19 protein-coding genes are annotated in these 22,137 nt (G+C 60.3%); 2 read left to right on the top strand and 17 right to left on the bottom strand.

Going from position 1 to position 22,137, the window contains the following annotated elements:
- Window positions 1-565: 565 nt before the first annotated feature.
- The 5 genes from V6F78_RS03310 to V6F78_RS03290 form a co-directional block, all read right to left on the bottom strand.
- The gene (locus V6F78_RS03310) at window positions 566-1,222 is read right to left on the bottom strand and encodes a DUF799 domain-containing protein (protein ID WP_047274727.1); all 657 of its coding nucleotides are present in this window, start codon (window positions 1,220-1,222) and stop codon (window positions 566-568) included.
- The gene (locus V6F78_RS03305) at window positions 1,219-1,578 is read right to left on the bottom strand and encodes a DUF4810 domain-containing protein (RefSeq protein ID WP_332726618.1); all 360 of its coding nucleotides are present in this window, start codon (window positions 1,576-1,578) and stop codon (window positions 1,219-1,221) included. Before V6F78_RS03305 ends, V6F78_RS03310 begins: the two co-directional genes overlap by 4 nt.
- Window positions 1,579-1,605: 27 nt before the next feature.
- Window positions 1,606-2,289: a CsgG/HfaB family protein gene (locus V6F78_RS03300; RefSeq protein ID WP_047274729.1), complete on the bottom strand. Its 684-nt coding sequence runs from the start codon at window positions 2,287-2,289 to the stop codon at window positions 1,606-1,608.
- A 266-nt stretch (window positions 2,290-2,555) separates the two neighbouring features.
- The gene (locus V6F78_RS03295) at window positions 2,556-3,557 is read right to left on the bottom strand and encodes a GlxA family transcriptional regulator (protein WP_442965104.1); all 1,002 of its coding nucleotides are present in this window, start codon (window positions 3,555-3,557) and stop codon (window positions 2,556-2,558) included.
- An 80-nt stretch (window positions 3,558-3,637) separates the two neighbouring features.
- On the bottom strand, window positions 3,638-3,964 hold the full coding sequence (locus V6F78_RS03290) for a DUF2834 domain-containing protein (RefSeq protein WP_169858549.1): 327 nt from the start codon (window positions 3,962-3,964) through the stop codon (window positions 3,638-3,640).
- A gap of 121 nt (window positions 3,965-4,085) precedes the next feature.
- Between V6F78_RS03290 and V6F78_RS03285 the strand changes: the two genes are divergently transcribed.
- A complete protein-coding gene (locus V6F78_RS03285) occupies window positions 4,086-5,003 on the top strand; it encodes a helix-turn-helix domain-containing protein (RefSeq protein ID WP_332726616.1) in 918 nt (305 codons plus the stop codon).
- Window positions 5,004-5,014: 11 nt separating this feature from the next.
- Window positions 5,015-5,752 carry a hypothetical protein gene (locus V6F78_RS03280; protein WP_047293212.1) on the top strand — a complete coding sequence of 246 codons (738 nt, stop codon included), beginning with the start codon at window positions 5,015-5,017 and terminating at the stop codon, window positions 5,750-5,752.
- Here V6F78_RS03280 and V6F78_RS03275 read toward each other — a convergent pair.
- The 12 genes from V6F78_RS03275 to tssF form a co-directional block, all read right to left on the bottom strand.
- The gene (locus tag V6F78_RS03275; RefSeq protein WP_332726615.1) at window positions 5,734-6,750 is read right to left on the bottom strand and encodes a serine/threonine-protein kinase; all 1,017 of its coding nucleotides are present in this window, start codon (window positions 6,748-6,750) and stop codon (window positions 5,734-5,736) included. The two genes, V6F78_RS03280 and V6F78_RS03275, sit on opposite strands and share 19 nt — an antisense overlap.
- Window positions 6,747-7,475 carry a PP2C family protein-serine/threonine phosphatase gene (locus V6F78_RS03270; RefSeq protein WP_047276986.1) on the bottom strand — a complete coding sequence of 243 codons (729 nt, stop codon included), beginning with the start codon at window positions 7,473-7,475 and terminating at the stop codon, window positions 6,747-6,749. Before V6F78_RS03270 ends, V6F78_RS03275 begins: the two co-directional genes overlap by 4 nt.
- Window positions 7,475-11,008, bottom strand: a complete 3,534-nt coding sequence (tssM, locus tag V6F78_RS03265) for a type VI secretion system membrane subunit TssM (protein WP_332726614.1) — start codon at window positions 11,006-11,008, stop codon at window positions 7,475-7,477. Before tssM ends, V6F78_RS03270 begins: the two co-directional genes overlap by 1 nt.
- A gap of 13 nt (window positions 11,009-11,021) precedes the next feature.
- Window positions 11,022-11,897, bottom strand: coding sequence for a type IVB secretion system protein IcmH/DotU (gene icmH, locus V6F78_RS03260; RefSeq protein ID WP_047276989.1), 876 nt, complete (start codon window positions 11,895-11,897; stop codon window positions 11,022-11,024).
- Between the two features lie 5 nt (window positions 11,898-11,902).
- Window positions 11,903-13,234 carry a type VI secretion system baseplate subunit TssK gene (tssK, locus tag V6F78_RS03255; RefSeq protein ID WP_047274738.1) on the bottom strand — a complete coding sequence of 444 codons (1,332 nt, stop codon included), beginning with the start codon at window positions 13,232-13,234 and terminating at the stop codon, window positions 11,903-11,905.
- A 2-nt stretch (window positions 13,235-13,236) separates the two neighbouring features.
- Entirely contained in the window at window positions 13,237-13,737 is a 501-nt protein-coding gene (tssJ, locus tag V6F78_RS03250; RefSeq protein WP_332726613.1) for a type VI secretion system lipoprotein TssJ, read from the bottom strand.
- Window positions 13,738-13,742: 5 nt separating this feature from the next.
- Window positions 13,743-14,939 carry a type VI secretion system-associated FHA domain protein TagH gene (gene tagH, locus V6F78_RS03245; protein WP_047293204.1) on the bottom strand — a complete coding sequence of 399 codons (1,197 nt, stop codon included), beginning with the start codon at window positions 14,937-14,939 and terminating at the stop codon, window positions 13,743-13,745.
- A 17-nt stretch (window positions 14,940-14,956) separates the two neighbouring features.
- Window positions 14,957-15,097: a type VI secretion protein gene (locus V6F78_RS03240; protein ID WP_332726611.1), complete on the bottom strand. Its 141-nt coding sequence runs from the start codon at window positions 15,095-15,097 to the stop codon at window positions 14,957-14,959.
- Window positions 15,098-15,189: 92 nt separating this feature from the next.
- Window positions 15,190-16,704 (bottom strand): sigma-54 interaction domain-containing protein, encoded by a 1,515-nt coding sequence (locus tag V6F78_RS03235; protein WP_332726845.1) that lies wholly within the window; start codon window positions 16,702-16,704, stop codon window positions 15,190-15,192.
- Window positions 16,705-16,714: 10 nt separating this feature from the next.
- Entirely contained in the window at window positions 16,715-19,327 is a 2,613-nt protein-coding gene (tssH, locus tag V6F78_RS03230) for a type VI secretion system ATPase TssH (protein ID WP_332726609.1), read from the bottom strand.
- 13 nt (window positions 19,328-19,340) lie between these two features.
- Window positions 19,341-20,348: a type VI secretion system baseplate subunit TssG gene (gene tssG / locus V6F78_RS03225; RefSeq protein WP_047274744.1), complete on the bottom strand. Its 1,008-nt coding sequence runs from the start codon at window positions 20,346-20,348 to the stop codon at window positions 19,341-19,343.
- Window positions 20,312-22,099: a type VI secretion system baseplate subunit TssF gene (gene tssF / locus V6F78_RS03220; RefSeq protein ID WP_047293198.1), complete on the bottom strand. Its 1,788-nt coding sequence runs from the start codon at window positions 22,097-22,099 to the stop codon at window positions 20,312-20,314. Before tssF ends, tssG begins: the two co-directional genes overlap by 37 nt.
- Window positions 22,100-22,137: the final 38 nt, after the last annotated feature.

Genomic DNA, 22,137 nt, shown 5'->3' with positions numbered 1-22,137 from the left:
GCTAAATCACTTAATAAATACAAGGGCAATAAGCGTAAAAAACAGCCAAAAAGTGCGCAACTTCTTGCGCAGTGCTGTGCAAGAAGTTGCGCACTGGTCAGCACGCTCTTTAAATCGATACATACAGCGATGTGTCCACAGGTTTATTCACATTTCACTGCGCAAGAAGTTGCGCAGCTGACCAAAAAACACGATCTGAAACAGGGGTTTTTATCAGCGCTCCATTACTTTTATAAAGTTGTTTAAACCCGTCTCGAAGCCACACAAGTAATACGCCTGTTAGTTGATGCAACGCGTAGGAAAAATCATATAGACATACAAGATCATTGTGATGACCTAAAACAATCAACCGCACTTTTTGTTAGCCGTCACGGCACGTGCAGGGAACCCATGTTCCAAGAGCTGCCTGTGCAGGGGCGTGGGGATATTGGTACAAGGCACCAAAGTGCGATGACCGGGGAGATTCGCACGTTACTGATGTCGGCGGTGGCCCACTGAACCCCGGTTGAGGTGCTGGCCGCTCCCGCGTCGGTGGCACCCAAGCCTGCCACCGACGCGGTGCGGGTCAGTCCGAACCGTACTTGGGCGAACGTGGCCCGTAGAGGATGCCGGTGCGCTGGCCGGCCGAGAGCAAGCGGGCACTGGCTACCCCGGCAATCGGATGCGCTGCATCGGTGGAGCTGTTGATGACCTGCTTGACCGCCGCGGTGATCAACATACCCACAATCCCGCCCGCGTTGCTGTTGCCCTCCTCGCTGGAAGCGCGTGCCACACCGGTCCACAGGGTGGTGCCCGTTTTCAGATCCACCAGCTTGGCTGTGGCTGTCACAGCTGTATCACTGGAGATCAGCATGTACTGCGTGCCGTATTCGGTGATGGTGATGTACAAACCGGCGTCCGCGCCAAAGATTTGCTGCAACTTGGCCGGAGCCACAGCCTGAATATCATTGGCAGTGGTCAGGCCGTTCTGGCGGAAGGTTTCATCCACCAGCGCAATGGGCAACACGTAGTAACCGGCTTCGGCCAGCGGGTAAGTCACTTGGGACACCAGGCTGTACGAGGCCTGGACTTCCGGCGACTCATTGATGGGCGGCAGCACCAGAATGCTTTTAGGACGGCTTTGCTTGAACGCGGCGTAGTCGATGGTCTTGGGCGCGGCGCACCCACCGAGCAAGGCCAGGCTCAGAAAAGCCGCCGACAGCGCCATAAAACGCGGCATCATTTGGCATCTCCGGCTTTAGCGTTCTTCAATAAAAAGTCCATGTAAGGCCCCGACTCCGGGAACAGGGCTTTCTCGGTGCGAAACTGCTGAACCATCTGATCATCCTTGCCCATCGACAGGTAAAGCATGCCCAAATGGGCGTGGTACCCCGGTGGCGCAGAACGGCCGCTGGCATTGATCTTTTGCAGATCGCGCTCCAGTGCCTCGATTTGCGCCTCCTTGGGCTCACCTTTGAAATACTCGTACACCTGCGGCTGATAGCTCTCCCACTGATAGAGAGGCTTGGGGGCCGGTTGACACCCGGTCAGTAGCCCGAGTCCTGCCAGCACCAGCGACAACTTGACTGCCTTGCTCATCCTTGTACTGCTCCTTGAGTGCCGTGATCAGTGGTTGCGCGGATTCCAGGCACCGGCATTGATACCGTCTACCAGGTGATTGATCGCTTCGCGCATCGCCAGATCCAGCACCTTGCCATTCAGCGTCGAGTCGTAGCTGGCAGTGCCACCGAACCCGATGATTTCGCGGTTGGACAGTGCGTATTCACCCGCACCCTGCGTGGAATACACGACTTCCGAGGTGTTGATGTTGACGATGTTCAGGTTGACCTTGGCGTAGGCCACCTGTGTTTTGCCGCGGCCCAACAGACCGAACAGTTGACGGTCACCCGTCTCTTTACGGCCGAATTCGGTGACGTCACCGGTGACCACGTAATCAGCGCCTTTGAGTTTTTGCGCCTGGCCCTTGATCGCCGCTTCCTGGGAGATTTCGCCCATGTTGTCGCGGTCCAGCACGCTGAAGCGGTTGGTCTGTTGCAAATGGGTGATCAGGATGGTCTTGGCCTGGCCGCCCAAACGGTCAACCCCATCGGAAAAGATGCCGCGCATGTAGCTGGAACGGTTATCGAACTTGCCAACAGCAATGGGGACACGTACGCCTTGATAGGCCACGTTAGCGCTGGCCACTTTTTCAATCGGTAGCGCGCGCGAGCTTTCCGTGGCGCAACCGGCCAATGCGAAGAAACCCACCACGACGGTGCTGGCCAACAGGGTTTTAACGACTGTTTTCACTGAATACTCCTTTAAGGAAAACGGGGTGTTACATGCAATCGAACGCTTCATGGGCATGCCGTGCGCGCCTGTACTACACAGCAGGCACAGGCCCTTGCAACGCTCAAAGCGTGTTGCCGGGAATGTGTGCGTGTGAAGAAAGACGGCGCTCTGCAGACCTGCCCTGTGTCAGGGCTTACGCGCAGAAAGGTCGCGGAAGATACCAAAACCACCTGACCGGTACAACGAATGCCGCCGCCCTGCCCGGCGCAGCAGCCTGTCAAACCTCATTTAACCCGCCGGACTTCCCTGGAAGGTCTGTAACCAAAAAAGGCGCTGTAGCATTTGCTGAAATGGCTGGGTGACACAAAGCCGCATGCCACCAGGACTTCCACGTGTGACAGCTCGGTGTGTTGCAGCAGACGCCGTGCCTCTGTGAGGCGCAACTCCAGGTAATAACGCTGCGGGGTGGTGCCCAATTGCTCCTTGAACAGGCGTTCCAACTGGCGGCGCGATCTGGCGGCGTAGGTCGCCAACTGCTCAAGCGCCAGCGGCTCTTCCAGGTTGGCATCCATCAACGTGATCACTTCACGCAAAGGTGCGCTGACGCAGATGTTTTCGGCCGGCTTGATACGCCGATAGCGCGAGGCTTCAAACGCCAGAATGTCCTCGATGCCTTCGACCAGCGCCTTGTCGTGCAGTGCTTTGATCCACTCCAGCGCCATCTGAAACGCCCCCGCTGGGCTTGAAGCGGTCAACCGGTCGCGATCAATGACAAAGGGCTCGCTGGTGACCTGTGCTGAGCGGGCCATCTCCGCCAACGCGGGTCGATGCTCGGGGTGGATGGCGCAGCGATAGCCTTGCAGCAAGCCGGCGCTGCCCAGAAACCAGGCCCCGTTCCACAGTCCCGCCAAGGTCATGCCGGTCTGGCCTGCGGCACGCAGCAATTCAACCAGTGGTTCACCGGCCTTCAGTTCGGTTCTGTAGCCCCCGCACACAAACAGTATGTCCAGACCGTCAAGGCAACTCTTTTCAAACACCGCATCCGGACGAATCACCAGCCCCAGATCGCTCTGCACCTGAGCGTCGTCCAAACCAAAGGTGCGCGAGGAAAACAACCCGGCGCGCAGCAAGTTGGCGGTCACCAGCGCATCCAGGGCCTGGGTAAAGGCGGGCAGCGAAAAGTGCTCCAGCAACAAGAAACCGGCACGAACCGGGGTATCTGTGGAGCCCGCAGAGGCGTGCAGATTGTTTTTTTTCATGCCACCGCTGAACTGACGTCTTTGCATCAAGCAGGCTCGATCGTGGGGGGAGCTGGCTTATATACCCCACTGCGCGTGTCGATGCCATGGGCTACCCCCCTTCCCCTTCAACGCGCTGTGGGTTTAGGTGAAGACCGTGAAAAACCCTTGACCACCAGGTACAGCAGCGGCCCGGCGGACACGAATAGCGCCGTCAGCAAAAAATACGGCCACACGGACGCCATCGATTGACCCCGGGTACGTGCATCCCGGTACATCCAGACGCAGGCCAGGCCAGCCATCACGTACAAGTCGATGACAACCTGGGCGGTGTCAGGGCTGGACATCAGTTGCAGGCCAAACTCCAGCAGGGACTGGTCTGCATGCCATAGGGTAAATGCCGTGTACAGCGTGAACAGCACCAGCACGATCAAGGCGAAACAGGGCTTTTTCATGATGTCGGTCCGTGAGACGTTAGAGGGTGTCTACCGGACTGACGTTAGTGATAACGTCTGCCCTCGGGCAATGACCTCTGAGGTCATGGACGCCCCCCGTTTGCCCTGCCAGAGTGCCTGCATGAGCCAGCATCCGTTTCCTCGATCAACCTGCGAACAGGCAGGCAACCAACTGCGCCAGCTGCGCAAACAGGCGCGCCTGAGTCAAATGGAACTGGCCCTGATCACCGGGATATCTCAACGTCATCTGAGTTGCATTGAAACGGGACGCGCCCGCCCCGGCCCCGCCACGTTGCACCATTTACTGATGGCCTTGCAGGTGCCTCTGGAACGCTGCAACGCTTTATTTTTAGCGGCCGGTTATGCGCCGCGCTATGAAGCGACGCCCCTGGCATCCCCTTCGATGACGGCCATTCGGGAAGCGATCAGCCATGTGCTGCAGGTCAACAACCCTGCGCCGGCAATCGTATTGGGCAGCCAATGGGACGTACTGGCCTCCAATACCAGTACCTTCGTGTTGTTTGGCCTGGCGGGACTGGACCCTGGCGCGGCGCAGGGGTTGAACCTGCTCAGCACGCTCTTGCAACCCGGCGGCCTGGGTGATTGCCTGGCTAACGCCGAAGAGATCCGGCATGTGGCCTGGCAAAGGGCCGCGCGCGAGGCGTTGGAGAATCCGGCACTGGCGCGCTTACTCGCGCAATGGCCTGCACCGCCCGCTGCTCAGCCGTTGAACAGTGAACCGCCGCCCTTGATCATGACGCGGGTGAACTCACACCGGGGGCTGCTGAATTTCATGTCCACGTTTACAACCTTTGGCATGCCCCTGGATATCACGGTGACTTCACTGCGGATCGAACACCTGATACCGGCCGATGCGCATACCTGGAACGTCATGTCCGAAGCCTATGCCGAGGCGGGCAGCACCTTCAGCCCCACCCCGTTTTTTTGGGATCAACCTCTGGATGCCCACCCTGTTTCAGTGGGAACCGTTGGCCAGCCACCCGCACATTCAGGTGCAAACCATGGTCTGGACCGATAAGGAGACTCAGCATGCACAAACAGTGGTTGCAGATTGAGCAGGCCTACATTCAAAGCAATCGGATCTTCAACTATGCCCAACTGCGGTTACAGGGCCGGTGGCGTGCGGTGTGGCCGACCCTGGTCGCCGCCGGCTTACTCATTGCCTTGTCCGGCACGCTGTTTGTGTGGGCAAACCCGCTGTGGCCCATTGCCTGCGTCACAGGTGTCGCACTCTGCATGATGGTGTTTTTCAGGACGCTGGACCGGCTGTTGGGGCGGCTCTACCCGCAGGAGTACGAACAGTACGGCATTGCCCGGCAACGGATGTCTGAGCGCTGCGATTACCTGGCGTATGCGCTGTTTTTTCAACGGGTCATCGCCATGGGCCATAGCCCGCGTACCCTGCAAGCGATCAGTGACTATTCGCAAACCCTTGGCCCGCCGCCCAAACCGTTTTTGATCAACCAGCACTTTACGACGGTGATCATGGTGTCGATTCTGGTCAGCCTGCTCAGCGCCTACCTGCAAAAAACACCGGGCTGGTCGACTCAAGCGCTGGAATACATCGCCACCGCGCTGGGTTTGACCTTCGTGCTCTCCTTGGGGCTCGACGGTTTTCGCGTCACACAAACCCGTGACAGCCGCATTCGCCGCTACCTGCAGCGTGCCTGCATTGAGCTGGAACACGCTGCGCACATGCCTTCAGCAACCGACCCGGTTGGCGACCCGGACGACGTGGCTGACGACACTCAACCCCGGCGCACCTGAACATGCCCCAGCCAGTGCCGCGCCCCGGCCCACCGGGAATGCCACGCCTGGCGCAACTGGTGCGCCGTGATGCTGCGCGCCTGCGGGTCGAGGCTGAGCGCAGCCCGCAAGGCAGGCCAGCAATACCAAGGCAGATGACGAGGTGCACGCAACCTTAAGTGCAAGCCTTGCGCCTGCGCCAGATTTGACGGCACACGCTGAAACGGGTGCTTGCCTTCGGCCAGTTCATACAGCACGCAGGCCAAGGCAAAGAGATCGGCGCGCGAGGTCAGCGGCTGCCCGTCCAGCAACTCGGGCGCCGCATAACCCGGCGTCCAGGCATTGAAGCGGCTGCGGCTCAACTGCGGCAAACCGTCGAGCACGCCCTCCTCGCTCTGTCCGAGGCCAAAATCGAACAGGCGTACCCCCTCGTCACAGAGCATCACGTTGCTGGGCTTGATGTCACCGTGCAGAACCCCGCAGTCATGGGCACAGACCAGCGCGTCCAGCAGCGGCAAGGCGATCTCACGCAATTGGTCCCACGGCAACCCACCGGGTCGTTCGCACAGCAATTTGTCCAGCGTCAGCCCGCGCATCAGCTCCATGCTGATAAAGGCCAGCTGACTGTCCTGGTCGACCTCGAAGGTGTACAGCCGAAGCACGTTGTCATGGCGCACATGCCGCGTCAGTGCAAATTCGCTGTACAGCAACGCGCTGGCATCCGGGGCGCCGGCAATGTTTTCACCCAACACCTTGATGGCCAGATACGGCGACGGTTCGCCGTACTGTTCATGCAGCAGATCCCGCGCCCGGTACACCGTCCCCATGCCGCCAGCGCCCAGCAAGCCTTCGAGTTGATAGCGTCCGGCAAGTACCTGCGGCAGTTGCCCGACACTGGCCTGCGTGGGGGCCGGTGCGGGTTGGCGCACCGCGTCCTTGGCAAAGGCGAAGTACGTCAGGTTAGGGGCCTGCTCGGCCATTTCCAGCAGATCATCGGTTGAGGCATCGGGCTCGCTCATTGGCGAATCACCACGGCGGTCAGGTTGTCCCGCGCCTCGCCGCGCAGCGCCCCGGCAAACAAACGCTCCAGCGCCAATTGCGGCGCGGGCAGATTCAGCGCATGGCCAAGGGCATCGGTGCTCAAACTTTGATACAAACCGTCGCTGCACAACAGAAAGGCATCACCCGGACAGGTTTCCAGCTCCAGGACATCCAGCGTCAACTGCTCACTGGCGCCCACTGCACGGGTCAGTGCATGGGCAGACGGATGCGCCTTGGCCTGCTCGGCACTCATTTGCTGCTCGTCAATCAATTGCTGCTGCAGGGAATGGTCCCTCGACAGTTGGTACAAGCGTTGGCCTCGCCATAAGTAGCACCGACTGTCCCCCGCCCAGACACACGCGGCGCGGTTGCCCTCCATCAACACCGCCACCACCGTGCTGCCCATGATGCTGTCGGAACGCCCGGCGGTCACGGTCAGTTCCTGGCCCAGTCGACGGTTGAGCCAGTGCAGGCACTGACGAACGTTTTTCAGACGTGCGTCGAAATCCACCTCCACCGGCAAATCCGCCAGGCTGGCAACGATCAACTGGCTGGCGATATCGCCGCCCTGATGCCCGCCCATGCCATCGGCCACTACCCATAAGCCGTGTTGCGGACACTCCAGAAACGCATCCTCGTTGCGCGCCCGGACCTTGCCGGGGTCAGTGCGCGCAGCGCTGTGCCAGAGCCCGGTCGGGCGCATCAGAGCTGCACCGGCAGACGGAAGGTGCGCATAACCCCCATGTCGAACGGGTTCGGCGCACGCGCAGTGGTCAACAGGTAGTTGGCCCGCAACCCGCCGAGATCAGCTTTGAGCACCAACACGTCACGCCCGCTCAGTGACTCGGTTTGCATCAAGTCAAACAGGCGGAACAGCGACCACGCTCCGGTATTTTTTTCGATGCCCACCGGGCGCCCGACCATTTTGTCCAGCACCAGGCTGGTCCTGCCGTCGGCTGTATCGGTGGGCCATGTGAAGGCCACCGGCACAATCGGGCCGTGGCGGTATTCAATCACCTTGTCGCCAAAGGTAAACGCCGAGCGGCTGACGGCGGCGTCCAGCGTGTAAGGCTCCAGCTTGAACTGCACACGCGGCTCGGCCGGGTTCTCAGCGAAGAAACTCTGGCGAATCACCTGTGCCGAGCCCATTTGGTCCAGATAGGCCTTCGAAATCGGCACGCTGTGACCCTCCACACTGCGCAGCCGGTAATTGCCCGGATCGCCACTGACGAAGGCGCGCAGGTAGTTGTCGAAAAACTTGTCGGCAATCCCCTGGGCCTTGAAAAAATCACGGAAATCGCTCAAGGCCACATCGCTGGTGCTGTGGGCATAGAACGGGTAGCGCTTGCTGATGGCTTTGCCGTAATAGCTGTACAACTCGCTTTGATAACGCTGGTTCAGGTAGTCATACGTATCGTCGAGCAACAACCGCCAGGTGTCTTCAGCCAGCACGTTCAACCATGCACCCACCGGGCGCGGCAAGCGTGTCGAGGCCGTGCGCAAGCTGCTCAACGCATCGCGCTGGCCACCCATGCGCACTTTGGTCATCTCGTAGGCGGCTTGTTGCGGCGCACTGGCCCGGGCCAGGCTGGTCAGTTGCAACTGCACGTCATTGAGCGCCTGAAGGGCTGGGGTCAAATCAGCCGCAGGGCCGTTATTGTCATCAAGCAAGCGGTGCAACGGTTCAAAGCGGCGCTGCAGTGACTTTTTGGCGGTGTCGGGCAGTTTGGCCGCCACAGCCTGCGACGCTTTACCGGCCACCGCCTGGAGCGCCTTGCCTGCCTTGCCGGTTTTTTGCGCCAGCGCTTGCGTGGCTTCTCCCGCCGCCTCCAGACCGTCGGCGATGGCCTGGAAGCGGGTGTTATCCCGCACTTCGACCAACAGTTGCAGCATGGGCGAGTTGGCTGAGGTCAAACCGGCCAGTAGTTCAGCCCCTCCAGCGGCATCATTGATGGGCTGCAAGGCCACCCGACCGACCGCTTCTCCCCAATAGTTGGCGTAGTCGCGGAAATACAGCTGCTCCAGTTCCACCATCAGACGACGCAAGTCCATCCCGCTCATACCGGGGCCTTCGCCCAGCACCCAGTTGTCTTCCAGGATATCGGTCACCAGCGTGGTGCTTTGCACCGAGAAATACTGCTGATAGCCGCTTTGGGTGTAGAAACCCGGGATCACATACTCCGTGCCGAGAAACAGATTGCCTTGAGGCCCCATGTGTTGGCTCAGGCGGTACTCGGGCAAGCTGCGCGCCTGCTCGCGTAACATCCGATACACCACGTTGGCCAGCGATTCGCTGCGCAGCACCTGACGCGCCTGCGCCACCAACTGATCGTCGAGCGAGTACGCGAACGGCTGCTTGAGCAAACGTTCAAAGTGTGTGTTCAGGCCGTTCTGCACCTCGGCATTGCCGGCATAACGCACCGACCAGTCGGCGGCCACCCACTCTTTAAGCCAAGCGGTGTCCCGACGCTCTTGCATGTTCAGCATCAGGTAAGCGCGCAGGCTATTGAGCAGGCGTTCACGGTTTTTCAGATTGCTCCGGATCTGCCCTTCAAGCAGTGTGGCCACGTGCGGCAACAGCTGCTTTTCAAGCTGCTGATCATACGCCGTGGTGACCACCGGGTTAGTGGCTTCGCCCTGATACAGGCCGCCGCGCTCCAGGTACGACGCCTCGCCGGGTGTCGGGAATACCTGGGTGGCCGCGTATAACGTGTCCAGCGGCTTGAGCACCGCCCGCGCATCCAGGTTGGCCGTCAGGGCCGTGCGTTGCTGCACCCACTCCTGAGCCAGGGCACGCACCCGCTCAAGACGCTCAGAGTTGGCCGAAAAACCGCCTGCCCAGAGCACGCCAAACAACGCCAGTGCCGCCAGCGCACCCACATACAATGCCCGCTGGCCCCAATGAATGCGACGCCGCTCGCGCTTGTCGAGCCCCGCCAGATCCGCTTCCGGGAAAATCACCCGGCTGAACAGGTGGTGGATAAAGGAGGCGCGCCCGCGGTGCATACCGGGCAACCCATCAACGCCCAGGCTGTCGAGATGTTCGGCATGATCGGCAGTCTCGGCCGGGGTCTGAACCGGGGACGCGTGCGGGGCGCTGGTCAGGTAGAACCCGCGCAGTTGGCTGACCCGGTGATAACGGTTGCCGTTGAAGGCGATGTCCACAAACGCGCACAGGTTAGTGCCGATTTGCCCCAGTTGGTGCGGGAAGTCGAGGATTCGCGCCCGACGCTGAGGGTCACGCTCCTGATGCATGCGCATGATGACCTGGCTGTTCAGGCGACGCAGGAGTTCTTCGAACTCGGCGCGCAGGACCGTCGCGTCGGTCCCGCTCTGGTCTTTACGCAGCGTGGTGCCAAGCACCTGATCGCTTTCTTCACGGCTCAACTGGTCGAAAAAGGCGTCGAAACCGAGCAATTGATCGGCCTTGCTCAGCACCAGATACACCGGCACATTCGCGTGCAACTGTTGATGGATGTCCTGCAACCGCGCACGCACCAGGCGTGCCAGTGCTTCCACCGTCTCAGCGGTGCCCTCCATCAGGTCCTGCACCTCAATAGTGACCAACACACCGTTCAGGGGGCGGTTGCGACGACGTTGCCGCAGCAGGCCGAGCAAGGTCTTCCAGCCGCCGCCATCCACTTCGGCATCCGGCTGGGCCATGTAGCGCCCGGCGGTGTCGATCAGGACGCCGTGATCGGCAAAGTACCAGTCGCACAGTGGGGTGCCCTGGGTGTCACGGGTCAGTTTGCGCTCCAGCGTGTTGATCGGAAATTCCAGCCCCGAGTACGCCAGCAAACTGGTTTTACCGCTGCCCTGGGGGCCGATCAGCAAGTACCACGGCAAATCATTGCGCCAACGTTCGCTGCGCCCACGATAGACGCTGGAGGTTTTAAGCGTGTTAAGGGCGTCCTTGAAGCGCTCTCTGAGCGCCTTGCGCTCTTGCTCGGCCTTCTCGGTCTGACGCAGCCGTTCCTGACCGTCGGTACTGTCCTCTAAGGCCTGCTTGCGCACCCCGGCCCGCCAGTTGGCATAGACCATGAACAGGCCCCACATCAGGATCAGCCCGCTGATGGTCAGCAAACGCGAAATCGGGCTTTCCCAGAACTTGTAATCGTTGACGGCCAACAGCGGCCCGACAAACCACACCAACAGCGCGGCGAACAGCAGCAGGAGCAGGGTCCAGACCCAGGTCTTGCACAAGAATGCGCCGATATTTTTGAAAAAAATTTTCATCACACGTCCTTGTTTACGGCTGCGGCTTGGGCTGAACCGGGGCCGGATCAAGCTGCTGGTAAGGTTGCAGAACTGTCTGGCGTTGCTCGCCTAGCACCCAGGCAAAACCGGAATACATCACCCCCAGGCACACCAGGGTAAACAGCACCACCATCCAGGCGGGCACGATGCGCACCAGGTGACGGCGCTGTTGGCTCAAGCCCTGCCACTGCGGCGACAGTTCGCGTGGCACGTCGCCGCGCAATTGGCGGATCTGGCGATACAGTGCATCGCGGATGCCTTCAAGTTCCAGCATGCCGCGCGGTTGCACCCGGTATTTCCCTTCAAAACCCAGCGCCAGGCAGAGGTACAACAACTCCAGCATCGGCAAGTGCCTGACCGGGTTTTTGGACAGTTGCTCAAGCAAGCTGAAGACTTTTTCGCCGCCAAAGGTTTCGCTGTGAAAACTGCTCAACAGGCTGATCTTCGACCATTCGCTTTCGCTGCCCCACACGGTGGTGACCACCGCTTCGTCAACCACCGTGCACAGCACGTAACGGGCCGTCATGACCTCGCTGCTTTCTGCGCCGTTTTGCGCGGCGCGCACTTCAAACTCCCGCACGGCATTGGTCAGGCGCCTGTTCAATGGCGCCAGGTCCTCACGGGTTTTGGCGTGTTTGAGCCGTACCACTTCACTCAACACTTCAGAGGCCGCTGCCACCAGCGAATTGAGGCTGATGCTGAAGGTCTGCGCCGGGCGCATGCGGGCGGCGTAAATCATGCGCTGCTCCAGTTGCTCAAAACGCGGCGGCGAAGAAAAGTCAGTCAGCGGCCCCGCAACCGGGCCTTTGCCCTTGCGGTCAAGCAGGACAGTTTTCTCGTCCTGGCTGTGTTCCATGTCCTTGATCATGTCGGTCAGTTCCTGATGGCCCAGAATTTCAGTTCAAGCTCGGAGAACTCCCCGGAAACGTGGAATGCAAAGCCTCCGGAACGCTCCAGTTGTGCCACGTCATCAGGACTGAGTTCGAGGATGAAATAGGTTTTGTTGGCGTGAAAGGCAATCTGGCGAGGCGCCACCGGTAACGGTTTGACCTTGATGCCCGGCAAGTGCAGGTTCACCAATTGGCGGATCTGCTCCACGGGGCCTACTTTCAAGTGCGCAGGCAAGCGATGGCGCAACTCTTCGTTGTCGCAATGGGCGCTGGCCGCCAGTACAAACGAGGCCGAGGTCAGCAATTTGTGGTCGTGCAGCGGCGACACCAGAATGCCGTACTGGCGCGCTTGCAGGATCAGCTCGATGGCGTGTTGTTCAAGGACCATCGACAACACTTGGCGGATCGCGTCCATCAGCCTGCGAAAGCTCCCGCCCTGGTCGCTGTGCTGATAACCGGTTTCCATCCGCGGACGTTTGGTGTCACTGGAGAAGGTCGCCAACTCGCCCAGCATGGTCAACAGCGTGCGGTACAACTCTTCCGGGTGTACCTGTTTAAGCCCCAAGTAGTGGCGCAACAGCAGCTCGGTGCGGTTAATCAATTGCAACATCATGAAATCACCCACCTCCGCCCCGCCCACCTTGCCATTGGAGCGAATGCGCTCAGCGATGGTGTCGCCGCGGTGACCGAGCATGCTGATGATTTCTTTGAGGCACGACAGCAGGTAACTGGAGGAATGAGCCTGAATAAACGTGGGCACAAAGTCCTGGTTGAGGCTGATAACCCCGTCCGGGGTGGTGTCGAGCACATCGCAGAGTTTCAGTTTGACGTACGCCTGATCGCTCTGCTGTTCGCCCAGCAGCAGGCGGAAATCCGGGCGCGCACAACTGACCTGACTGGCCGAGTCATCCCCCGCGTTGGAGTCAGTGACTTCGGCTTCGTACGCGGTGTAGCGCGCCAGAACGTCGGACTGCTCCGGGCGACGCGCTTCGATGTGGTTCCCCGTGACCAGCGGCAACGCCAGATAAACCGGGGTATTGCCGGTGTTGGGCGGCACGTCGAGGGCCAGTGGATCGGTGTTGCCCCCCAGCTCGAACAGGCTGCCGTCGGGGAGAATTCCTGACGCCTGGCTGACGACCACTTTGCCCATGCTGAGGAACTGCAAATCGATTTCCAGGCTCAGAAAGCCCCAGATGTAACTGCCCAGCAACTGGGTGCGGGTTTTCATCTGGTGATCGTAATAGCGGTCGTTGTGTTGAAAGTGCTGCGGGCGCAGCAGCATGCCTTCCTGCCAAATGACTTTGTGTGCATTCATGATCAGTCATCCGCCTTGGCGAGCATTTTTTGGGCATTGAGGATGCCGGTCTTGTCCAGAATCAGCGAAACGTCCGTCATCTCCTGCGGCGTGACATGCACCGTGTAGCGCCACTGCGTATCTGGCAGGTCGCGATAAGCGGCCAGCACGCCGATGAAGCGGCTGCCCTCCTCGACACTGAGTTTGAGCTCCAGGGTTTCACCGGGACGCAGCTCCAATTGCTCGCTGGTCACCATGTCCGGGCTCAGCGCCTCTTTAGGGTGTTCATACAGGCTGAAAAAGTCTGCGTTCTCGAACGCCACCGGGTGCTTGAGCTCGAACAGGCTCACCACCACCGGCGACGGGCGGCCATTGAGGTCCGGGTTCACCTGGTCGCTGGCTTGCAGCGTGAGGTTGACCTTGGTCAGGGTCGAATACGGCGACAGGGTCGAGCACCCTGCCATCAGTCCCCACGCGGCAACTACACACAGCGATTTCAATACACGGGTCGGGCTGCAAGACATACGCTTCATCCTTGGTAGTCGTGGTGTAGGGAGCCGATCAGGCGCACCTGTTCTTCGTAGGCTTGGGCGAAATCGCGGGCCAGCAGGCGTTCGCTCCAGTCATCGTCTTGCTGCAAGGCCTGGTGATAACGGGTAAAGGCTCTCCAGCGGCTGCCCGAAGTGGCCAGCAACGGTTTGTTGTCCCGCTCGAAACGCAGGGTCATGCGCTCTGGCGAAAAATGTTCCAGGGTGCCCCGCAGTGCCGCCCGGCTGGCGGTCAGCAACGCCACCTGATGGGCTTGCACATCACGAAAGGCACGGGCAACCGCCTGTTCGGCCGTGAGCTGCCCCGGGCGCCCAGGCTGAAGCAGGATCGAAAGGGCTTCACCCGGATCGATGGCCACTTTCAACGGGTTTTTTTGCGTGGTTTGCACCGTGGTTTGCGCCAGACGCAATTCGTTTTTCAACTCGCTGCGGGTGCGCAGACTCTGCTGCAACCCGCTGACGCTTTGTTTGAGCAAGCGCGCGGCATTCAGTGCGAGGGCTTCGCGGGCCTCGTGGTCCATGCCCGTAAGATCAACCCCCAGGGCTGCCCCGAAATGCGCCCAAAAGCCATCACTTTGCTCCTCAACAGCAGGCGCGGGGGCAACCGGTTCAACGTGTTCAGGGGCTTTGACCAAGTGCGGCACGATCAGCCGTTCCTGATCGATTTGGGCGTAATCAGCCCGTTGACGGGGTGGCGCCTCGGCCGTTTTCGGGTTGAGCAGTTCGTTGATCCTGGCCTCATCCGGGTCGAGCTGAGTCAGGGCCTTGAGCGGATCAAGATCAAAGAAGGCATCGTCCGGTATCACACTGCCCGCGGGCTGGGGCAGCCCGAATTCAATGTCCGGGCCTGCCGGGTCACGGATCAACCGCGCACGAATCTCAAAGTCGCCCAGCACATAGCCGGAGCCGCTTTCAATGCGCAGGGGTTCGCCCCTGGGCAGGCGTGCGCCGGTCTCACGGTCCTGCATGCCGTTAGTGCTGGTGTCGGTCAGGTAAAACACACCGTCGCGGTACGTGATCAATGCATGGTGATTGGACAGATGCCGCTTTTCATCCGGGATCACCCAGTCACAGTCCGCTGCGCGGCCGATCACGCCGCCCGCACGGGTGAATGTTTTCTGGCACAACTGCGCAGGCACGAACTGCTTGGTGTTCAGCATTTCGAAAACCAGTTCCATGATCTTGCTCCTTGCGGTCACTTGCCGCGATTGACCGCCTGCCGATCACCCAAGGGGCGATAGACGTTGTCGTTGAATTTGTAATTGCTGTTGCAACCGCTCACGCCGCATACAACGACGAGGGCCAACAGCACGGCTTGCCAGTGACGAACAGGCATCAGGGGTGTCTCCAGACGTAAACAACATTCAATGGCCTGCGCAGGCACAGTGGCCATTCATAAACACGCATCACGGGTGGTAACGGCACACGCTAACCATCACGCTCACCGACCTGAACATTTAGGCGCTCCATGCGGTACAGCAACGTGCGGCGTGGCAATCCCAGTTCCCGTGCGGCCAGCGTCTGGTTGCCATCATTTTTGCGCAGGCAGTCGAGCACCCAACTGCGCTCCACTTGCTCCAGACGCTCACGCAGGCTCAAGCTGCTGCCTTCCAGGGCCAAGTCGGCACGTCGGGCAAAATGTTCGGGCATCAGCTCACGGCCTTCGCACAGCAGCACCGCGCGTTCGACCAGCCCTTTGAGTTCGCGCACGTTGCCCGGGAAGGGATAAGCCGCCAGATGGTCCAGCGCTGCCTGCGACCAGTGCAGGACGTCGCGGCGCAGGAAGGCGCAGGCCTTTTTGGCGAAATGCCGGGCCAGCACCAGGATGTCGCCCTCACGCAGCCGCAGGGGCGGCAATTCAATCGGGAATTGCGCCAGCCGGTAGTACAAGTCCTCGCGGAACTTGCCTTCACTGACCAGCACCGCGAGGTCACGGTGGGTGGCTGCAATAATTCTCACATCAATGGTGTGGGTGTCGTTGCTGCCCAACGGGCGGATCTCGCCTTCCTGCAACACCCGCAGCAACTTGGCTTGCAACGAAAGCGGCATGTCGCCGATTTCATCGAGCAACAAAGTGCCACCATTGGCGGCATCGAACAGGCCGCGACGGTCGCAGTCTGCCCCGGTGAAGGCGCCTTTGCGAAAGCCAAACAATTCACTTTCGAGCAGGTTTTCCGGGAACGCCGCACAGTTCTGCACAATAAACGGCTTCGAGCGGCGTGGGCCGTAATCGTGAATGGCCCGCGCCACCACTTCTTTTCCGCTGCCGGTTTCACCCAACAGCAAGACCGTGTACGGGCTGTGCAGCACTTTGCTGATCAACGAGTAGGTCTCACGCATGACCGGGCTTTCACCGATCAGCCCGTAACCGCTGACCCTTGGCTCACTCACCAAGGGCGCGGGCACGTCACCCGACGAGAGGCGCAAGGCGTGCTGCACATGCAATTGCCCGAGTACGAACGAACCGAGCTGGGCCAACGATTCGGCAAAACCGTTCAGGTCTTGCTGGCGTTGACTGGCGCACAGCAATACCCCTTCCACAGCCTGTTTCTGATTGAGCAGCGGCACGCACAGCAGCGCGTTCCACACCACCCCGGCGGGCAGAAAACTCAGCTCATGCAAACGGGTATTCAGGTCGCTGAGGCACACCACGCGGTTTTGGCATAACGCAAACTGCAACAACTGTTCGCCGTTGTAGTCGGCCGAAACACTCTGCCCTTCGCGGGTGTGTGCATGCCCGTTCAGGTATTGCGCGCTCAGGCCCAAACGGGTGTGGGTGGCGTCCAGTACGTAGAGTTGCACCAGCTCGCAGCCACTGAGCCCGGCCACACCCTGCACAAAACCGCCGACCAATGCCTCGTGGTCCGGGGCCTGGGCCAGGTGCATGAAGTGGGTGAGCAAGGTCTGCGCATACACCAATGGCTGATCGACATGGGTAAACATCACGCCCACCTCAAGCGAACTCACAGATGACACCGGCATGGGCGTCAAGCGTGGCGTGCACCCGCTGCAGACTCTCTCCCTGCGCCATGGCGTCCAGCAAACGGTCGGCCACCAGCGGCAACACATGTTGCTCCAGCAAGTGGTCGATCAGGCGCGCGCCACTGTCACTCTGGGTGCAGCGCTCGGCCAACTCGTCTACCAGGGCCTGGCAGAAGCTGAACGCCAACTGACGACGCGCCAGGCGCTCGCCCAATCGGCCCAGCTTGATTTCAATCAGCTCGCGCAGTACCGGGCCGCCGACCGGGTAGTAAGGCACGACGCGCATACGGGCCAGCAGTGCCGGTTTGAAGTGTTGGCTGAGCACCGGGCGGATGGTCGCTTCCAGCACCTCGGCCGTTGGACGTGCGCCGTGTTCGCAGAGTTGCGAAATGCGCTCGCTGCCCAAGTTGGACGTCATCAGGATCAGGGTGTTGCGAAAATCGATTTCGCGCCCTTCCCCGTCATTGGCCACGCCTTTGTCGAAGATTTGATAGAACAGGTTCAGCACGTCCGGGTCAGCTTTTTCGACTTCATCGAGCAGCAGCACCGAGTACGGCTTTTGCCGCACGGCTTCGGTGAGCATGCCGCCCTCGCCATACCCGACATAGCCGGGCGGTGCGCCGATCAGTCGCGAAACGGTGTGCTTCTCCTGGAATTCGGACATGTTGATGGTGGTCATAAAGCGCTCGCCGCCATACAGCAGATCGGCCAGTGCCAGAGCGGTTTCGGTCTTGCCGACACCACTGGGCCCCACCAGCAAAAACACGCCCACCGGTGCGTCCGGTTTGTTCAGGCCCGCAGCAGTGGCACGCATGGAGCGGTCGAGGGCATGCACGGCCTGCTCCTGACCACGAATACGGGTGCGTAAGTCGGTGGCAAAGCGTGCGACCTTGGCATTGTGCTCCTGCGCCAATTGCGCCAGAGGAACGCCCGTCCAGGCACTGATGACCTCTGCCACCAGCCGCGGGCACACCTCAAAACTGACCAGACGCTCAGTCGCTTGGGCCTGGGTCAATGCGCGGTGAGTTTCACCCAGGGCCGCTTCGAGCGTTTCGATGCCCGCCTGCGGATCTTCGACCATGGCAGTGTCCGGCGCAGCGGCCGCCATCGTCCGCGCCGTGGCCAACTGCTTGCGTTGTTCGAGCACCGTTTCGGCCAGGGCCTTTTGTTCAGTCCATGATGTTTCAAGCGCTTCGCGTTCGCGCTCGGCGGCGGTCAAACGAGTTTCCAGCAACGTCAAGGCGTCAAGATCGATCATCAGGCCGGCTTCGGCATCGCGACGCAAGGCCCGGCGTTGCCGCTCGCCTTGCGCCAGCTCGCCGCGCAGTTGTTCCAGACGCTGCGGGGCCGCCGCCAGGCTGATGCGCACCCGCGCACACGCGGTGTCCAACACATCCACGGCTTTGTCTGGAAGCTGACGCCCGGCCAGGTAACGGGCCGACAGTTCGGCGGCTGCCACGACCGCGTCATCACGCAGGTAGATGCCGTGGCTTTTTTCATAGACGTGCGCCAGGCCACGCAGAATGGTCACGGCTTCGCTGACCGTGGGCTCGTGTAACTGAACAGGCTGGAAACGCCGGGCCAGCGCCGGGTCTTTTTCAAAGTACTTCTTGTATTCGGACCAAGTGGTGGCCGCGATGGTACGCAGCTCTCCGCGAGCCAATGCAGGCTTGAGCAAGTTGGCGGCATCCGAACCGCCCGCCGTGCCCCCAGCGCCGATCAGGGTGTGGGCCTCGTCAATGAACAGGATGATCGGCCGGGGCGATGCCTTGACCTCATCAATCACCCCTTTGAGGCGGCGCTCGAACTCACCCTTGACGCTGGCTCCGGCTTGCAACAACCCCATGTCCAGAACCAGCAACTCGACGCCTTTGAGCGCCTGCGGAACCTCACCGGCGGCGATGCGCGACGCCAGCCCCTCCACAATCGCGGTTTTGCCCACGCCTGCTTCGCCCACCACGATCGGGTTGTTTTTACGGCGACGGGCCAGAATGTCGACCATCTGGCGAATCGCGTCATCGCGGCACAACACGGGATCCAGCTGGCCGTCGCGGGCCTGCTGGGTCAAGTTGTGAGTGAAGCGCGCCAGCAGCGACTCGCCCTGCACCGTGGGCTTGGCGGCGTCATCCTGCGGGGTATGCGACAGCGCAAACCCTTTGAGGCGTTCGATGTTCAACTGGCTGAGCAAAGGTAAATAATGGCTGCCGGCGTAACGCATCGGATTGCGTAGCAGCGCAAGAATCAATGCCGCCTGCTCAACCTGGCTTTGACCCAACTCAAGGTTGGCCACCAACAGCGCGTCTTGTAGCCATTGCACCAGTTCCGGGGCAAACACCGGATTGCGTGAAGCGTTGTGCTCAGCCCGCGGTTGCAGTGCCGCGCTCAGCTCGCCGGGCTCCACGTCGGCGTCTTGCAGCGCGCGGGTCAGTAAGCCTTGCGGGCGTTCGAGCAGGCCCAGCAGCAAGTCTTCTACCAGCACTTTATGACCGCCACGGGCCACGCAGCGCTCAGCCGAGCCTTCGAGGTCGCGCCGGGTCTCGGCGTCCAACGCCTGAATCAGTTGTTGCAGGTCTACATTGATCATGAGTCATCAGCCCTTAATGAATTTTGCTGCCCAGCGTCACCACACCATCAGCCCGCTCGCGGCCCAGCCAACTGGTCCAGCCCAATCGGCAGGCGTTCTGTTCGCCAATGCGCAGTTCGCGGATTTCTTCCTGACGCAACACCAGCCGGATGTCGTAGTCCAGCGGGTCGCGCAAGGTAAAACGCACCAGTGCACACAGCGGCTGATAGCCAAAACCGATCGGCAAAAACTCGTGAAAGCGCTCCCAGTTCAGTTGACGGATATAAATGCGGAACTTGCCGCTGCGGTCCCGCACCCGTTCCCCCAGCACCAGGTCTTCCCCCAGCAAGCTGTTGGCCCGGCCGAGGCGATTTCGCTGTTCCTCAAGAATCTCGACCCGCCGTTCAATGCACTGCTCGATGGTCAGCTCGGCGTGCTTGAAGTAGTAACGCAACACCGCTTCAATCAGGGCCGCCGAGTGCGCCCTCAAGCTGAGCAACCCCAGATACGGCAACAAGCGCTTCCAGTTCAGCTCTTTGGCCTGACGAATGTCTTCGCCCCCCAGACCGATCAACGCAAACAGTTGCGCTGAAAACGGGTCCAGCGCACCGCTCTGGAAACTCGCGCGATAACGGTACTTTTTCCAGATTGGCAACATCAGCCGTTGCAGGCGGTGGTGGAACACATCCAGAAAGTGACGCGTCGGATTGCCGTCTTCACCGTCACCCAGCGCCTGCTCGCCATAGAACGCCGGCAAGGGCGAACTGGCCCCGACCAACCCGATCAGGTTGAAGCGCAAACGTGCCCGCAGTTGCCCGTGCTCATTAAAAAACTCCACGCGGTCCACATCGCTACCCGGGAAGCCCAGGCTCGGGTTGGCCTGAAACTCCACGTGGTCGTAAAGGTCGTCTTCACTCAGCAGCGGGTGCGCGTCACGCAACCGCTCTATCACCAGCAATACCGCCTGAAACAGCGAGTACTCGCGTATCACCTGGCTCAGCCCATTCAAAGAAGTGGCTGTAGGCCCATACGTGGTGTCCATTGGTACACCTCTCCCTGTGTGCTCTTTACGCGCAACTCGTGGTACGAGTTAAGGCTGGCGTAAAGGGCGAAAAACTCATTGAGCACCGACGCAAAAACGAACAGGTCGCCTTCACCGATATACCCCTGGGTGTCGACGGTCAGTTCGGTGCGTAGCCCGCGCACGGGCAGGCCGCGGTGCAAGCGGTCAACGTGTTCGTGGCGGATCGACTTGAGTCCGCCCAGCAGCCGCTGGCTGACTTTCTCTGCGTGTTGGTCGTAGTAGCGCGGTAGGTCGTAGGTTTCGAGGATGACCTTCAAGGCATTCACATCGGCCAGCGACAGGTAGTTCAGCGACATGTTGCTGATCAGCTTCCACAGAAAGTCACGGTTGATCGGCGGCGCATAACTGGAGGTCGCCGGGGTAATGTTGCGAAAGGTCAGGAACTCCGGGGTTTTTTCACAGGAGCGACAGATGTCCCCGAGTTTGAGCCTGCGCGGCAGGTTTTGATTGGTGCAGGTCAGCTCAATCGACAGGGTTTCGTGGGCCTCGATGTCACGCAGGCTGAAGCTCAGGTAGGTGTCGAGGCCATCGTGCAACAGCGAGGAGCGCTGACGAAGACTGTAATGGGAACGGGCCGTGGGCACGTCAAAGCTGGGGTCGTGCTCGAACGACTCGAACGGCACATAGTCCTGATAACCCAGGCCTCCGGGCTTCCAGCCGATGACGCTTTCGACTGAAAACACGCCGCAGTGCGCCTGATCGTACCTGGCGGGCAGCAGCAGGTACTCGTCCTGCTTGCCGTCAAGACGGATCGGCGACGCGTCGTGCTTGAACAGGTTCACAATCGGTGTGCAATGGAGCTTCACGTTTTCCAGCGTCGGGCGTAACCGCTGAATGCCACTCTTGCGGATCTCAAAGCGCAGCTCCAGACCGCGCATTTGCTTGAGGGTGTCTTGGGGCAGGGATTTGAGGATGTCCAGGCCGTTGACATCGACAAACAGAAATTTGTCCTGAAACGCGAAATATTCCTGCAAATAGCGATAACCGCGAAACGTATTAAGCGGGTACGGAATCAGGGCTTCCTCTTCGGCAAAACCTACCGGTTTCACCCGGTCGCCGGGCATCTTGAATGCCATCGTGCGCCCGCCCGCCCCTTCCAGCGGATTGCCCGAGGCGTCCAGCGGGACCAGCTCGATGCTTTCCAGATTGCGCAGCACGCTCAGGTACAACATCTGGCTGATGTAACGCTCGCCGGCAAAGTGCAAACGCAAACGGCTCAGTTCCAGCTCCCCCAGATGCCCGTCGGCGCTCATTTCCAGACGCAGGCTAAGCAGCGATCCGTCGCCCTTGACCGAATAATTCAAAGCCTTCAGATCGAGTGCCATTACGTCGGTCGGGTAACAGGTGCGAAAACGGCACTGCACCTCATCAATCGGCTCGCTTTCGACCGGCGTATCGCGCTTCACCTTAAGGCCGGGGCCCGGCACGCTGAGCGGGTCAAACTGCAAAATGCTGAAGGCTGGCAACGGGCGCATGTAATTGGGCCACAGCAGCTGCATCAACGAGTGGCTCAGTTCGGGCAACTCGTCATCCAGCTTTTGGCGCAAACGGCCGGTTAGAAAGGCAAACCCCTCCAGCAACCGCTCCACATCTGGATCCCGCCCGGCTTGCCCCAGAAAAGGTGCCAATGCCGGGCTGCGCTCGGCGAATCGTCGACCTAACTGGCGAAGTGCGGTGAGCTCGCTTTGGTAGTAGTGGTTAAAGGACACGAAATACCTTCCTGGCATTAAAACTCATGAAAAATCTG

Source organism: Pseudomonas sp. ESBL9, assembly GCF_036668715.1.
In the GTDB taxonomy this organism is placed as follows: Bacteria; Pseudomonadota; Gammaproteobacteria; order Pseudomonadales; family Pseudomonadaceae; genus Aquipseudomonas; species Aquipseudomonas lundensis.
The sequence above is the reverse complement of the archived record's forward strand: the minus strand, read 5'-3'. Positions and strand labels throughout refer to the sequence as shown.